Source organism: Dactylosporangium cerinum, from assembly GCF_042653625.1.
Classification (GTDB): Bacteria; Actinomycetota; Actinomycetes; order Mycobacteriales; family Micromonosporaceae; genus Dactylosporangium; species Dactylosporangium cerinum.
The window spans coordinates 309,935-322,752 of sequence record NZ_JBHSIU010000046.1 but is presented as its reverse complement, the minus strand read 5'-3'; the positions used below and the strand labels follow the sequence as shown (position 1 = coordinate 322,752).

Annotated in this window: 13 protein-coding genes; 8 read left to right on the top strand and 5 right to left on the bottom strand. The window is 70.9% G+C overall.

Annotated features, from left to right (window positions below; translation table 11 throughout):
- Positions 1-6: 6 nt before the first annotated feature.
- From ACFPIJ_RS35300 to ACFPIJ_RS35290, 3 genes are all read right to left on the bottom strand, one after another.
- A complete protein-coding gene (locus tag ACFPIJ_RS35300) occupies positions 7-3,141 on the bottom strand; it encodes a fascin domain-containing protein (RefSeq protein ID WP_380121786.1) in 3,135 nt (1,044 codons plus the stop codon).
- 184 nt (positions 3,142-3,325) lie between these two features.
- Positions 3,326-3,808, bottom strand: coding sequence for an SRPBCC family protein (locus tag ACFPIJ_RS35295; RefSeq protein WP_380121784.1), 483 nt, complete (start codon positions 3,806-3,808; stop codon positions 3,326-3,328).
- Positions 3,805-4,128, bottom strand: coding sequence for an ArsR/SmtB family transcription factor (locus tag ACFPIJ_RS35290; RefSeq protein ID WP_380121782.1), 324 nt, complete (start codon positions 4,126-4,128; stop codon positions 3,805-3,807). Before ACFPIJ_RS35290 ends, ACFPIJ_RS35295 begins: the two co-directional genes overlap by 4 nt.
- A gap of 166 nt (positions 4,129-4,294) precedes the next feature.
- Here ACFPIJ_RS35290 and ACFPIJ_RS35285 point away from each other — a divergent pair, with 166 nt between their 5' ends.
- Positions 4,295-5,755: a glutamate synthase subunit beta gene (locus ACFPIJ_RS35285; RefSeq protein ID WP_380121781.1), complete on the top strand. Its 1,461-nt coding sequence runs from the start codon at positions 4,295-4,297 to the stop codon at positions 5,753-5,755.
- A 26-nt stretch (positions 5,756-5,781) separates the two neighbouring features.
- Here the strand turns inward: ACFPIJ_RS35285 and ACFPIJ_RS35280 are convergent, their stop codons facing one another.
- Positions 5,782-6,414 (bottom strand): response regulator, encoded by a 633-nt coding sequence (locus ACFPIJ_RS35280; RefSeq protein WP_380121779.1) that lies wholly within the window; start codon positions 6,412-6,414, stop codon positions 5,782-5,784.
- Positions 6,411-7,526, bottom strand: coding sequence for a sensor histidine kinase (locus tag ACFPIJ_RS35275; RefSeq protein WP_380121777.1), 1,116 nt, complete (start codon positions 7,524-7,526; stop codon positions 6,411-6,413). Before ACFPIJ_RS35275 ends, ACFPIJ_RS35280 begins: the two co-directional genes overlap by 4 nt.
- 111 nt (positions 7,527-7,637) lie before the next feature.
- Here ACFPIJ_RS35275 and ACFPIJ_RS35270 point away from each other — a divergent pair, with 111 nt between their 5' ends.
- The 7 genes from ACFPIJ_RS35270 to ACFPIJ_RS35240 are packed head-to-tail and all read left to right on the top strand — an operon-like array spanning position 7,638 to position 12,794.
- Positions 7,638-8,186 (top strand): hypothetical protein, encoded by a 549-nt coding sequence (locus ACFPIJ_RS35270; protein WP_380121775.1) that lies wholly within the window; start codon positions 7,638-7,640, stop codon positions 8,184-8,186.
- Between the two features lie 9 nt (positions 8,187-8,195).
- Entirely contained in the window at positions 8,196-8,957 is a 762-nt protein-coding gene (locus tag ACFPIJ_RS35265) for a DeoR/GlpR family DNA-binding transcription regulator (protein ID WP_380121773.1), read from the top strand.
- The gene (gene pfkB, locus ACFPIJ_RS35260) at positions 8,954-9,907 is read left to right on the top strand and encodes a 1-phosphofructokinase (protein ID WP_380121771.1); all 954 of its coding nucleotides are present in this window, start codon (positions 8,954-8,956) and stop codon (positions 9,905-9,907) included. Before ACFPIJ_RS35265 ends, pfkB begins: the two co-directional genes overlap by 4 nt.
- Positions 9,908-9,918: 11 nt before the next feature.
- On the top strand, positions 9,919-11,025 hold the full coding sequence (gene mtlA / locus ACFPIJ_RS35255) for a mannitol-specific PTS transporter subunit IIC (protein WP_380121769.1): 1,107 nt from the start codon (positions 9,919-9,921) through the stop codon (positions 11,023-11,025).
- Between the two features lie 2 nt (positions 11,026-11,027).
- Positions 11,028-11,336: a PTS sugar transporter subunit IIBC family protein gene (locus ACFPIJ_RS35250; protein WP_380121767.1), complete on the top strand. Its 309-nt coding sequence runs from the start codon at positions 11,028-11,030 to the stop codon at positions 11,334-11,336.
- Positions 11,329-11,757, top strand: coding sequence for a PTS mannitol transporter subunit IIA (locus tag ACFPIJ_RS35245; RefSeq protein ID WP_380121765.1), 429 nt, complete (start codon positions 11,329-11,331; stop codon positions 11,755-11,757). Before ACFPIJ_RS35250 ends, ACFPIJ_RS35245 begins: the two co-directional genes overlap by 8 nt.
- The gene (locus ACFPIJ_RS35240) at positions 11,754-12,794 is read left to right on the top strand and encodes a zinc-dependent dehydrogenase (RefSeq protein ID WP_380121763.1); all 1,041 of its coding nucleotides are present in this window, start codon (positions 11,754-11,756) and stop codon (positions 12,792-12,794) included. Before ACFPIJ_RS35245 ends, ACFPIJ_RS35240 begins: the two co-directional genes overlap by 4 nt.
- Positions 12,795-12,818: the final 24 nt, after the last annotated feature.

Genomic DNA, 12,818 nt, shown 5'->3' with positions numbered 1-12,818 from the left:
CCCGGTCTACCCGAGGATGAACTTCTCCCAGGGGCCGATCGCGTCCCGGTTGGCGATGAGCGCGGCGGCACCGGCGTTCTCCGCGACGACGTACTTGTTGTTGACGGTGGCCTGGAGGCTGACGGTGCCGTCCGAGTTCTGGATCAGCCTGAACGTCTCCCACGAGCCGGCCGCGGCGCGGTTGGCGACGAGCGGGTTGGCGCCGGCGTTCTCCGCGCAGACGAACTGGCCGTTGGCCTTGGCCTTCAGGGCGACGTTGCCCCCGCCGAGGTCGACGATCTCGAACTGTTCCGCCGCGGTGACGGTCGTCTGGTTCGCGATCAGCGGGCCGGACCCGGCGGTGACGTAGCGGCTGTTGACCTGGGCCATGAGCGACTGGCCGGTGCCGGTCGGTGGGGTGCCGCCGGTGAGGATCCGCAGCGCGTCGATCATGCCGACCGAGGTCGTCTTGTTCACGACGCGGATCGTGTGGGTGCCGTTGGTCAGGCCGGTCTTGCTGTACACCACCTGCTGGGCCTGGCGGGCGCCACTGGCGAACAGGTTCACGTTGGCCTGGAAGACGTTGTCGATGTAGACGTCGACGTTGCCCATGTCGCTGAAGCGTTCCGACAGCAGCTCCACGCCGGTGCCGGTGAACGTGTAGCTGGCGGTGGCGTTGACGGTGGTGGAGTGGTGGGTGTCGTCGTTGTAGTCGCCGTAGCCGCGGCCGGTCGTGAGGTGCCAGTTCGCGTCGTAGGTCAGCGCGGTGTTGTTGACCAGCCCGGGGGTGCCGGCGCCGCCGGTGCCGAGCGTGGACGCGGTGCCCGACAGCGACTTGACGCCGTTGTTCACCGTGCCGCTCAGCGAGGTGCTGGTGTAGGACGTCAGCGGCTTCGCGGTCCGCTCCACGATGTACACGGTGTTGGCGGCGGTGGCGAAGGTGACCTCACCGGCCGTCGTGGTCGTGAGGGTCACGTTGTCCGAGGCCCGGCGGACCCGGATCTCGGCGGTGCCCCACGGGTTCACCACGCGGGCCTGCTTGCCGTAGAGGCTCTTGATGCCGACGTACTTGGTCTCGTTGCCCTCCCGCTCCGAGCTGACCTGGAACCCGTCCTTGGCCAGGAGGGTGAACCTGCCGATGAAGTTGGTGTCGTTCGGCGCGGCCGGGAAGACCCGGATCTTGTCGTTGTAGGACTGCAGCAGCGTCTCGTTCATCGCCGCCAGGTGCACGCCGAGGTACTCGAAGACGCCGTTGGTGTTGTTGGTCATGCCGTTGGGGTAGTTCTGGTAGCGCTGCAGCATGAGTTTCATGCCCTGCAGCGCCTGGTCGCCGAGGCCGAGGCGGGCGGCCTGGACGGCGTCGTTGGCCCATACGTTGCTGTACGGGTTGGGCCGGGTGTTCCAGCTGTTCAGCGCGGTCTGGTAGTCGGGCGCGCCGATGCCGGTCAGGTCGTAGGGCCAGATCAGCTCGGAGGTGACGTTCTCACCGTTGCGCTGCTGCGCGGGGGCCGGCGGGTCGTGCGGCAGCCATGCGCCGTTGCTGGTCTTGTACGGCTCGATGCGGTCCAGCACGTTCTGCCACCCGGCGCGCAGGCCGGCGTCGAGGCCGAGCTGGTTGCTGACCTGGATCGTGAGCGGGAACAGCAGTCGCACCGCGGCCAGGTCGGTGATCGCGTTCTTGACGTCCCAGTACGTCTCGTGCGCGTTCGACGTCGCCATGTAGTACCGGCCGGTGCCGGCGTCGTAGCTGAGCTTGGACTGGTAGAACTTCACCGCCTCGCGCATGTACGGGTACGCGGTGTTCTGCAGGTATGCGGTGTCGTTGGTGTACCGGTACTGCAGGTACATGTTGTAGGCGGCCTCGGTGCCGGTGGAGTAGATGTCGTTGACGAAGTCGCTGCCGACGGTGCCGCGCGCGTTGCCGTCCCAGCCCATCGTCTCCGGCACCCACAGCCCGTCGATGCCGTATCTGGTCTGCGTGTAGGCCTTCAACGCGGTGAGGTTGCGGCTGTACAGCCGGTTCTCGGTGGCGAAGAGGTCGACGTGGTTCGACGCGAGGAACGAGTTGTACACGTCGCGCTGGTTCCAGAACCAGTAGCCGTTGCTCCACTTGGTGCGGTCCTCGGTCGCCCGGAACACGCCGTTGATGAAGTGGAACGGGTAGTTGCCGTAACCGCCTGCCGCGATCATGTACGTCGACAGGTAGTAGACGTTCTCCAGGTAGTCCCCGGTGCCGGCGGCGCCGCTGTACTGCACGAACGACTTCGCCCAGAACGCGTGCCACCAGTTGCGGTAGTTGTTGAGGTTGGTCAGGTAGCCGGTGCTCTTCGCCGCGGCGAGCTGGTTGCGGGCCTGGGTCACCGAGTTGGCGCCGGGGGAGTTGACCCGGCTGGCGGCGGTGAACCAGATCGTGTAGCTGCCGGTCGGCGTGATGTTGAGCCGCACCCGGGTGCCGTTGACGACCTGCGTGGTGTACGCCGCGCCCTCCACCGTCGCGGCGAAGGTGTAGCCGAAACCGTTGGCGTCGCTCTGCCCGCGGCTGAACCCGGCGGCGGTCGCGTCGGCGAACGTGCTGACCTGCTTCCAGGTGTCCAGGTTGGGCACGTCGGCGCTGTTGGTGACCGAGTTCGGGTCCCACAGGCTCAGGTCGAGCGTGGTCGCGCCGAGTCCGGTGCGGTCGTCCTCGACGTGCACACCCATGACCTCGGAGCCGGGCACGCCCATGACGGTGACGCTGCGGCCGGAGGTGTACCGGGTGGTCAGGGTCCCGTCGTAGAGCGACAGCCGCTGCTGGTAGCTGTTCGCGCCGGTGTCCAGGCCGGGGCTGGTGTTGAGGTTCACCAGGCCCGCCGCGAACGCCGACTGCTGCGACAGGTCCACGCCGGAGACCTGCATGGTGAGGCCGTTGGCGTTCCACACCATCGCGCCGGTCTTGCCGTTGCCGACGGTGAGCCCGTGCAGCGGATTGGTCTGCGGGCTGTTGTAGACGATGTCGTGCTTGCCCAGGTAGCCGGCGTAGTCGACGTCGAGTGCGCCGGTGCCGGGGTTGAACGCCTCGTCGGTCGTCGACGCGGTGGCGTTCTGGCCGTGGATCAGGGTGACGAACGTGCCCAACAGGACGGTGGCGGCCGCCAGGAGGGCGAGTCGGCGGGGCTTGCCCACAGAAACTCTCCTTCGTGTCTGGAGCGGGAGCCTCGCGCCGTCGAGCCTCTCGTGTAACAAGCAGTTAACATTGGACGTCTGGCTTCGTCAATGCCCGCATCGCTCGGCTTCGTCCGAGAGTGTCCGTGACCACGCCGCCTTCGCCGGCAGATACATAGGATGTATCTGCCGGCGCGGTCGGTGGTCAGCCGGTCATCGCGGTGCCGGTCTCCAGCAGCGACTTGAGGTCGCTGAGGATCCACGGCCAGCCGCCGCCGGCGCCCATGTCCTCCAGGTCGCCGGCGAGCATCTCGGCCAGGCCGGCCTCGTCGCCGATCTCGTGGGTCACGGTGAGCGACGTGACGCCGTCCTTGCCCTCCTTCAGCTGGTACGTGAGGCGGGTGAACCCCTCCGGGATGTGGTTCGGGTCCATCAGCATCCGCCAGGTCTGCACCAGGTAGAGCGGCGGATCGACCTCGACGATCTCGCCGTCGACACCGAGCTCCGGGGCGCCGGCGGCGATCATGCCCTCGTTGGACAGGCCCCGGAACTCGCCGCCCGGGCGCAGGTCCATGTGGTTGGCGCCGCGGTAGCCGTAGCGTGCCGTCCACTCCGGGGTGGTGATCGCGTCCCAGATCTTCTGCGGGGTCGCCTTGATGTAGACCTTGTAGACCTGCGTGCTGCTCATGACTCGTTCTCCTCGAGGTCGGCTTTCAGCTCCAGCAGTGCCGTGACGTGGTGCTCGGTGTACTTGTCGATCCACCGGTCGTGCACCTGGCGGATCGGGATCGGGTTGAGGAAGTGCAACTTCTCCCGCCCCGCGCGGCGGGTCACGACCAGGTCGGCGTCTTCGAGCACCTTGAGGTGCTTCATGACCCCGAAGCGGGACATCGCCAGCTCCGACTCGAGCTCCGTGAGCGTGCGGCCGTCACGCGCGAAGAGCAGGTCGAGCAGGAACCGCCGGGTGGGATCGGCGAGTGCCTTGAAGACGCGATCGTCGTCATCCACTACTCGAAGTTATGTGACCTATTGGTCACATGTCAAGGTGGTGTGGCGCATTGGGCAGGGGTGGCCCCTTGTGAAGGCCATGGGCGGGGCGGCTAAGGTGCCATATCCCGGGCCAACGCTGTCCCACCTTCGATTTGCGCCGCCAGGCAAACGGTGGAGGTCAGCTGTGCCCGATCCGACGGGGTTCCTGAAGTACGGTCGTCAACTGCCGCTGCTGCGGCCGGTGCCCGAGCGGGTCGCCGACTGGCGCGACGTCTATCAGCGCGCCGACGGCCAGCTGATCCACGAGCAGGCCAGCCGGTGCATGAACTGCGGCGTCCCGTACTGCCACAACGGCTGCCCGCTGGGGAACCTGATCCCGGACTGGAACGACCTGGTGCGCACCGGCGACTGGGACCGCGCCGCCGACGCGCTGCACGCGACGAACAACTTCCCCGAGTTCACCGGGCGGCTCTGCCCGGCGCCGTGCGAGGCCGCCTGCGTCCTCGGCATCGGCGACGACCCGGTCACGATCAAGCAGGTCGAGGTCGAGATCATCAACCGCGCCACCGATGACGGGCCGCTGCGGCCGTTCCCGGTGGTGGCGCCGTCGGGTCGCACCGTGGCCGTCGTCGGCTCCGGCCCGGCCGGCCTGGCCGCGGCGCAGCAGCTGGCCCGCGCCGGGCACGCGACCACGGTCTACGAGCGCAGCGACGCCCCCGGCGGTCTGCTGCGCTACGGCATCCCGGACTTCAAGTTCGAGAAGCACCACATCGACGCGCGGCTGGCCCAGATGGCGGCGGAGGGCGTGACGTTCGTCACCAACTGCAATGTGGGCGTCGACGTCTCCCTCGCCGACCTGCGCCAGCAGCACGACGCGGTGGTCCTGGCCTGCGGCGCGCTCGACGCCCGCGACGTGCCCGACACGCCGGGCCGCGAGCTCACCGGCATCCATCAGGCGATGGTGTACCTGGAAGGCTCCAACAAGGTCGTCGCCGGCAAGCTGGACGCCCCGCCGATCTCCGCGGCGGGCAAGCACGTCATCGTCGTCGGCGGCGGTGACACGGCCGCGGACTGCCTCGGCACCGCGCACCGCCAGGGCGCGGTCAGCGTGCAACTCGTCGAGGTCGTCCCGCTGCCGCCGCCGCAGCGCGACAGCAACCGCAACCCGTGGCCGACCTGGCCGATCATGCTGCGCACCGCCTCCGCGCACGAGGAGGGCGGCCAGCGCAACTACGGCTGCACGATCCGCCGCTTCATCGGCGACGACAACGGGCAGCTGCGGGCGGTCGAGCTCGTCGACGTCGTCCTCGGCCCGGGCTTCACGCTCACCGAGGTCGAGGGCACGATCCGGGAGATCCCCGCGGACCTGGCGTTCCTGGCGATCGGGTTCGCCGGCACGCAGCCCGGCCCGCACCTGGAGCAGGTCGAGCTGCCCCGCAACCGGCGCGGCACGATCGACACCGACAAGGAGTGGCAGACCGCCGTCCCGGGCGTCTTCGTCGCCGGTGACGCCCGTCGCGGCCCGTCGCTGATCGTCTGGGCGATCGCGGAAGGCCGCTCCGCGGCCGCGGCGGTCCACCAGTACCTGGGTGGCGGCGGCCGGCTCCCGGCCCCGATCACCCCGGCGTCCGCGCCACTGGCGTAAGCCGCGCCCCATCGCCGCCCAGGGCCTCAGTCCATGCTGAGGCCCTGGGCGGCGATGGCGGCCTGGACCCGGCTGCGCAGGCCGAGTTTCGCCAGGACCCGGCTCACGTGCGTCTTCGTCGTCGCCTCGGCGATGCCGAGCCGGACGGCGATCTCGGCGTTGGACAGCCCGTCGCCGAGGCACCGTAGTACCTCGCGCTCACGCTCGGTGAGCTCGCCCAGGTCGACCGGGGGTGCCGGCGGGCCCGCGAACGTGGCGATCACCCGCCGGGTCACCGCGGGCGCCATGACGCCGTCGCCCCTGGCCACCGCCCGGACCGCGGCGAGCAGGTCGGCCGCCTCGGCATCCTTGAGCAGGAACCCGGCGGCGCCGGCCCGCAGCGCCCCGAAGACGTACTCGTCGAGGTCGAACGTGGTCAGGATCAGCACGCCGGGCACGCCCAGCGCCACGAGCTCGCGGGTGGCGGCGATGCCGTCGAGGCGGGGCATCCGGACGTCGAGGACCACGACGTCGGGGCGCAGCTCGCGGGCCAGGTCGATCGCCTGCTGCCCGTCGGTGGCCTCACCGACCACCTCCAGGTCGGGCGCGGAACCCAGGATCAGCACCAGACCGGCGCGGACCGCCCCCTGGTCGTCGGCGACCAGCACCCGCACTGTCACGCGCTGACCTCGCGGGGGAGCCGGGCGGCGACCAGCCAGCCGCCGTCGCGTGGACCGGCGGCCAAGGAGCCGCCGAGCAGCTCGGCGCGTTCCCGCATACCGATGACGCCCGCGCCCGCGCCGTCGGTGCGCGGCGCGCCACCGGCCAGGGGCGACGCCACGGCGATGTCCACTGTGGATGGGCCGTAGTCGATTTCGATCGTGACGCGGCCGTCGTCGCCGTGTTTGAGCGCGTTGGTCAGCGACTCCTGCACGATGCGGTAGGCGGCCAGGTCCACCGAGGTGGGCAGCTCGGCGGGTGTACCCCGGACCGACACCGCAACGGCCAGACCTGAACGCCTGGCGCGACCGGCGAGGTCCTCGAGGTCGGCCAGGCCGGCCGTGACGTCCTCGCCGGCCGCCGGGTCGCGGAGGAACCCGACGAGCTGCCGCATCTCGGCCAGGCCCCGCACGCTGTTCTCGCGGATGACCCGCAGCGCGTCGCGGGTCCCGTCCGGGCCGAGGTCGGTGCTGAGCGCGGCCGTCGCGTGGATGGCCACGGCGCTGAGGTGGTTGGCGATGACGTCGTGCAGCTCGCGGGCCATCCGGGCGCGCTCCCCGGCCACGGCGTTGGCCCGGTCGAGCTCCGCGAGGCGCACCAGCTGCCGGGCGACCTGGGCCTGCTCGCGGTGGTGCCGCACGTGCGTGCCGGTCAGCACCGGCACGACGGTGACCAGCGCGAGGAGGACCGCCAGGCCGAGCGCCTGCACGTCGCGGAACACGACGAGGGCCACGACCGCGGTCACCACCGAGCCGACGACGGAGCAGGCGAGCAGCGCCCGGGCCAGGGACTGCCGGCCGTGCACGCAGGCGTCGTACAGGACCTGCGTGTAGACCAGCGGCGTGGCCAGGGACGGCCCGACGATCACGTCGGCGGTGACCGCGACCGTGCCGATCAGCACCGAGGCGAGGGGCGCGGTGCGCCGCAGCAGCAGCGCCGCACAGCACACGACCAGGGGTGGCAGCAGCCAGCCGACGCCGGCCCGGGCGTGGTACTGCCCGGTGAGGAGCATGAGCAGCCCGACGGCCAGCCCGGCCCCGGCCAGCAGGAGGTCGACCGCGCGTCCTTTCATGCCCACGATTCCACCACTTCGGGCCGGGACCCCGATATGCGACGAAGGATGTACACCCGAGCCGTCGCCACGGCCGACGCGCCGGGCCGCTTTGCACGGAACCCTCAGATCATGGTCATCGGATTCATCATCGGTTGTGAGATCGCGTTCTGGATCGTCCTGGCCGCGGGGCTGGTGCTGCGGTATCCGCTGCGCCGCCCGTGGGCCGGTGCGGTGGTGCTGGCCGCCGTGCCCGTCGTCGACCTGGTGCTGCTCGTCGCGTGCGCCGCCGACCTGCGCGGCGGGGCGACGGCCGGGTCGCGGCACGCCCTGGCGGCGCTGTATCTCGGGTTCTCCCTCGCGTTCGGGCACAGCATGGTGCGCTGGGCGGACGTGCGGTTCGCGCATCGCTTCGCCGGCGGCCCGAAACCACAGAAACCAACGGACAAGCGGGCACACGAGTGGCGTCTCTTCGGCCTGGCGGCCATCGCGTGGGCCCTGACCTGCGCATTTCTCGGCGCCGGGATCTGGTGGATCGGTGACCCGGCCCGCACCGCCGCGCTGAAGGCGGGCGCCGGGCAGGTGTCGGTCGTGCTCGTCATCTGGTTCGTTGTGGGGCCACTCTTGACTTCCAACACAAGCGGGCGTAAACAAAGCACAAGCAAAACGAAACGGCGGTGAAACAACACGATGTACGCGGAAGAACGGCAGCAGGAGATCCTCCGGATCGCCCGCGCCAAGGGCCGGGTCGAGGTCGCGGGCCTGGCCGACGAGCTCAACGTCACGACGGAGACCATCCGCCGGGACCTCACCATGCTGGAGCGGGCCGGCGTCCTGCGCCGGGTGCACGGCGGGGCGATCCCGGTCGAACGGATCGGTTTCGAGCCCGCCCTGGCGACCCGTGACGCGGTCCTCATCGAGGAGAAGGAGCGCATCGCCAAGGTCGCGCTCGCCGAGGTGCCCGAGGAGGGCGCCATCATCCTCGACGCGGGCACCACCACCGCCCGCCTCGCCTCGCTGCTGCCCGCCGACCGGGAGCTGACCGTCGTGGTCAACTCGCCGGTCATCGCCACCACCATCGGGGTCCGCCCCAACCTCAACGTGCTGCTGCTCGGCGGGCGGGTCCGCGGCAAGACCCTCGCCACCGTCGACGACTGGTCGCTGCGGCCCCTCGCGGACCTGTACGTCGACGTGGCGTTCGTCGGCACCAACGGCATCTCCGTCGAACGCGGCCTCACCACCCCCGACCCGGCCGAGGCCGCGGTCAAGCGGGCCATGATCCGCGCCGCCCGGCGCACGGTCCTGCTCGCCGACCACACCAAGCTCGGCAACGACTACCTGGCCCGGTTCGGCGAGCTCGCCGACCTGGACCTGCTCATCACCGACACCGTCGCCGACAACGACCTGGTCGGCGACCTCGAGGCGGCCGGCGTACGAGTGAGCCGAGCATGATCGTAACCGTCACGCTCAACCCCAGCCTCGACCGGGCGGTCGAGGTGGATGCGCTGACCAGGGGAGAGGTCATCCGCGCCACCGCCGCCCACCTCGACCCCGGCGGCAAGGGCGTCAACGTGTCCCGGGCGCTGCTCGCCAACGGGGTGCCGTCCGTGGCGGTCCTGCCGTGCGGCGGCGACGAGGGCGGCCAGCTCGTCCGGCTGCTCAAGGCCGAAGGGGTCGAGGTCCTCGCGGTCCCGATCACCGGCCGGACCCGTTCCAACATCACCCTGGCCGAGCCCGACGGCACGGTCACCAAGGTCAACGAGCCCGGCCCGGCGATGTTCCGCGCCGAGTTCGACGAGATCACCGACCGGGTGCTGACCCGGGCCGGCAGCGCCGACTGGGTCGTGCTGTGCGGCAGCGTCCCCCCGGGCCTGCCGGACGACGCCTACGCGCAGCTCTGCCGCCGGCTGCGGGCCGCCGGCATCCGGGTCGCCGTCGACACCAGCGGTCCCGCCCTGCGCGAGGCCGCGCTCGCCGGGGCGACCCTGCTCAAACCCAACCGCGACGAGCTCGCCGAGGTCGTCGGCACCCCACTCGCGGACCTCGGCGACGTCGTCGAGGCCGCCCAGCAACTGCGCTCCTGGGGCGCCGGCGCGGTCGTCGCCAGCCTCGGTGCCGACGGCGCGGTCCTCGTCGACGCCGACGGGGTCGTCACCGGCACCTGCCCCGTCGACCGACCCCGCAGCACCGTCGGCGCCGGCGACGCGCTCCTGGCCGGGTTCCTCGCCGCCGGTGCCCACGGCGCCGCCGCCCTCGCCGAAGGCCTGGCCTGGGGCGCCGCCGCGGTCAGCCTGCCCGGCAGCCGCATGCCCGGCCCCGCCGACCTGATCCGTCACAACGTCGCCATCCACCCCCAACCGGACCAGCTCCGCCCCCTGCTGCGCTCCGGCCCGCCCTCCTGAAGGAGAACCCCGTGTCGACCTACACCCCGCAGGTCCAAGGCGGTGGCTTCAAGGCCTCCGTGCAACGCGTGGGCGGCTACCTGGCCGCCATGGTCATGCCCAACATCGGCGCCTTCATCGCCTGGGGGCTGATCACCGCCCTGTTCATCCCGACCGGCTGGCTGCCCAACGCGAAGCTCGCCGGGCTCGTCGGCCCGATGATCACCGTGCTGCTGCCGGTCCTGATCGGCTACACCGGCGGCCGGCTCGTGCACGGCCAGCGCGGCGCGGTCGTCGGCGCCGTCGCCACCATGGGCCTCGTCATCGGCGCCGACGTGCCGATGTTCCTCGGCGCAATGATCATCGGCCCGCTCACCGCGTACCTCCTCAAGCTCTTCGACGGCCTGGTGGAGAACCGGATCCGTCCCGGGTTCGAGATGCTGGTCGACAACTTCAGCGCCGGCATCATCGGCGGTGCCATGGCGATCGGCGGCGTCTACGGCATCGGCCCCGTCGTCGAGTGGCTCACCAAGCGCGCCGGCTCCGGGGTGGACTGGCTGGTCGACAAGGACCTGCTGCCGCTGACCTCGGTCCTGGTCGAGCCGGCGAAGGTGCTGTTCCTCAACAACGCCATCAACCACGGCGTGCTCGGCCCGCTCGGCGTCGCCGAGGCCGCCGACAAGGGCAAGTCCATCCTGTTCATGATCGAGTCGAACCCGGGCCCCGGCCTCGGCCTGCTGCTCGCGTTCATGCTCTTCGGCCCCCGCGCGCTGCGCCCCAGCGTCCCGGCCGCGATCATCGTGCAGTTCCTCGGCGGCATCCACGAGATCTACTTCCCGTACGTGCTGATGAAGCCCAAGCTGATCCTCGCCATGATCGCCGGTGGCGCGGCCGGCGTCGGCACCTTCATGATCACCGGTGCCGGACTCGTCGCCACCCCGGCGCCCGGCAGCATCTTCGCCTACATGGCGGTCACCCCGAAGGGCGGCTACTTCGTCGTCCTGCTCGGCATCGCGATCTCCGCCGCTGTCACCTTCGCCGTCGCCTCGCTGCTGCTGGGCTTCGGCCGCGGCGAACCGCCCGCGGACGCCGACGAAGCCGCCGCAGAAGCGCCGACCCCGGCCCGCCAGGAGGTCTGAGCATGCCCACCATCAACGGCACCGAGATCAAGAAGGTCGTCGTCGCGTGCGACGCCGGCATGGGCAGCAGCGTCATGCTCGCCAGCACCCTGCGGCGGCAGCTGTCGAAAACCAACGTCACGGTCGAGCACACCCCGGTGAACCGGATCCCGGCCGACGCCGACGTGGTCATCTGCCACCAGGGTCTCGCCGCCCGGGCCCGGGTCAGCGCCCCCGACAAGGTGATCGTGCCCATCCAGGTGTTCATCGGCGACCCAGCGGTGACGAAGGTGGTCAACGCCGTCCAACGCGGCGGTGAGCTCAGTGGCTGACCTGCTGACCGGCGACGCGATCCGGCTCCACGAACGGGCCGGATCGCGGGACGAGGCGATCCGCCGCTGCGGCGAGGTCCTCGTCTCGGTGGGTGCCGTCAGCGGGGACTACGTGGACGCGATGCTCGCCCGTGAGCAGAGCGTCTCCACCTACATCGGCGAGGGCGTCGCCATCCCGCACGGCACGTTGAACAGCAAGGAGAACGTGCGCCGCGACGCCCTCGCGGTGCTGCGCTTCCCCGACGGCGTCGACTGGGACGGCAACGACGTGCGGGTCTGCGTCGCCATCGCCGCCGCCGGGGACGGCCACATCGACATCCTGGCCTCCCTCGCGGAAGTCCTGATGGACCCTGACCAAGCACAGCGGCTCCGGGACGCGACCGACCCCGCCGACGTGCTACAACTCCTGGAGACATCGTGAAAGTCCTGACGTTCCACGCCCCCGGCGACGTCCGCATCGAGGACGCGCCGGAGCCGGCCCCGGGCCCCGCCGACGTGAAGATCCGCGTCCGGGCCTGCTCGACCTGCGGCACCGACGTGAAGATCTACAACCACGGCCACCACCACATCGTCCCGCCGCGGGTCATGGGCCACGAGATCGCCGGCGAGGTCGTCGAGGTCGGCGCCGACGTGACCGGGTGGGCGCCCGGCGACCGGGTCCAGGTCATCGCGGCGATCCCGTGCGGCCGCTGCGGCGAGTGCCGGCGCGGGCGGATGACCGTCTGCCCCAACCAGGTGTCGATGGGGTACCACTTCGACGGCGGCTTCGCCGAGTACATGGTCGTGCCGCACAACGTGCTCGACGTCGACGGCCTCAACCGCATCCCCGACGGCGTCAGCTACGCCGAGGCATCCGTCGCCGAACCCCTCGCCTGCGTCCTCAACGGCCAGAACCTCGCCCGCGTCGGCGCCGGCGACGACGTGGTGGTCGTCGGCTCCGGCCCGATCGGCTGCCTGCACGTGCGGCTGGCCCGCGCCCGCGGCGCCGCCCGCGTCTTCCTCGTCGACCTCAACCGGGAGCGCCTCGACCTCGCCGCCGACCTGGTCCGTCCCGACGCGGCCATCTGCGGCGCGGAGACCGACGTCGTCGACGCCGTCATGAAACTCACCGAGGGCCGCGGCGCCGACGTCGTCATCACCGCCGCCGCGTCCGGCGCCGCCCAGGAGCAGGCGCTGCAGATGACCGCGCGGCAGGGCAGAATCAGCTTCTTCGGCGGCCTGCCGAAGGACAAGCCGGTCGTGTCCGTCGACTCCAACGTGGTGCACTACCGCGAGCTCACCATCGTCGGCGCCAACGGCTCCAGCCCCGCCCACAACAAGGAGGCGCTGCAGCTCATCGCCTCCGGCGCGGTCCCCGTCGCGGACCTCATCACCCACCGCCTGCCCCTCGCCGACGCCCTCGACGCCTTCGGCATCGTGGCCCGCGGTGAAGCGATCAAGGTCACCATCGAACCGTAGGGCCGGCTGCGGCGCCGCGCCCGG

Coding starts and splice junctions, on each gene's coding strand:
- ACFPIJ_RS35295 (WP_380121784.1), bottom strand. CDS start 3,808: ATGAGCAGCACGCAGGTCTACAAGGTCTACATCAAGGCGACCCCGCAG.
- ACFPIJ_RS35275 (WP_380121777.1), bottom strand. CDS start 7,526: ATGAAAGGACGCGCGGTCGACCTCCTGCTGGCCGGGGCCGGGCTGGCC.
- ACFPIJ_RS35270 (WP_380121775.1), top strand. CDS start 7,638: ATGGTCATCGGATTCATCATCGGTTGTGAGATCGCGTTCTGGATCGTC.
- ACFPIJ_RS35265 (WP_380121773.1), top strand. CDS start 8,196: ATGTACGCGGAAGAACGGCAGCAGGAGATCCTCCGGATCGCCCGCGCC.
- pfkB (WP_380121771.1), top strand. CDS start 8,954: ATGATCGTAACCGTCACGCTCAACCCCAGCCTCGACCGGGCGGTCGAG.
- ACFPIJ_RS35250 (WP_380121767.1), top strand. CDS start 11,028: ATGCCCACCATCAACGGCACCGAGATCAAGAAGGTCGTCGTCGCGTGC.